At 74.2% G+C, this 1392-nt stretch carries 1 protein-coding gene; it reads left to right on the top strand.

The window, feature by feature from the left end; translation table 11 throughout:
* A partial coding sequence (locus FV223_RS27670; RefSeq protein WP_147729884.1) for an HWE histidine kinase domain-containing protein occupies positions 1 to 1392 on the top strand: 1392 nt, incomplete at both ends.

Genomic DNA, 1392 nt, shown 5'->3' with positions numbered 1-1392 from the left:
GCGATGCGCGCCGCCCGCAGCGTCGCCGCCGACCTCGGCCAGTTCGGGCGCGGCACCCGGCAGGTTCTCGGCATCCTGGCCGAGGTCCCGGAGATCCAGGGCAAGGACCCCGAAACCTGCACGGCCTATCTCAGGACCCTGCTCGGGAAGGTCCCGGGCGCGTTCTTCTTCGGGGTGGCGGATGCCGACGGCACCGTCGTCTGCAACACCCTCGGCTCCCCGCGCGGCGCCTACACCCTGGCCGACCGCGGCTACTTCCGGGACGCGATGCGCACGGGCGGCTTCGCGGTCGGCGGCTTCGTGACGGGGCGGATCACCCGCAAGCCGACCTGGCAGTTCGCCCAGGCCATCCCGGGAGCCGGCGGCCGGCCGACCGGCGTCGTGGTGGCCAGCATCGACCTGGACCACCTGGCCGGACACCAGGCCCGGGCCGGGCTGCCTCCCGACGCCGCGCTGATCGTCGCGGATCGGGACGGCGTCATCCTGCTCCGCCTGCCCGACCACGCCGCATGGGTCGGCAAGCCGCTGCCGCAGCCGTTCTGGTCGGCGCTCTCGGAGAACCGCGGCAAGGTGATCGACTTGGCGGGCCTGCGCGGGACGATGCGGATCACCGGAATCGCGGCCGTCACGCCGGACGACCTCGAAGGCGTGACCGTCGCCGTCGGCCTTTCGCCCGCGGCCGCCTTCGCCGACATCGACGCGGCGACGCAGCGCGGCGTCATCCTCATCGTCCTCGGCGCCCTCGGCGCCCTCGTCGCGGCGCTGCTGGCGGGGCGCGCCTTCATCCGCCGTCCGGTGCGCCGCCTGCTGCAGGCCGCGTCCGCCTGGCGGCTCGGGGACCTCGGCGCGCGGTCGAGCCTGTCCGGTCCGTCCGAGTTCGGGCAGCTCGGCGAGGCGTTCGACGCCATGGCGATCTCGCTGCAGAAGCACGAGGGTGAGCTGCGCTCGGAGATCGCGCGCAGCCATCTCCTGCAGGAACGGCAGACGATGATGCTGCACGAGCTCAACCACCGGGTCCGCAACACCCTGACCACGGTGCAGTCGCTCGCCCGCCAGTCGCGCCGCACCGACGAGACCGGCGAGCGGCTGGAGGGGCGCATCATCGCCCTGTCGAAGACCCACGACCTGCTCTCGCGCGACGACTGGGCGGGCGCCCCGCTCCGGACGGTGCTGGAGAACGAGCTGGCGCCGTTCAGCGAGGGCCAGGCCGACCGCTTCCGGCTCGACGGCCCCGAGGTCGACCTTCCGCCGCGCTACGTGCTGGCGCTCGGCATGGCGCTGCACGAGCTGACCACGAACGCCGCCAAGTACGGCGCCCTGTCCGGCGGGACCGGGCGCGTCGACATCGCGTGGCGGACCGCGACCGCGGAGGGCGGCACGCGCCGGCTCGTG

It is taken from the genome of Methylobacterium sp. WL116 (assembly GCF_008039455.1).
Taxonomy (GTDB): domain Bacteria; phylum Pseudomonadota; class Alphaproteobacteria; order Rhizobiales; family Beijerinckiaceae; genus Methylobacterium.
Note: the sequence above shows the minus strand (reverse complement) of the source record. Positions and strands in the feature narration are given on the sequence as shown.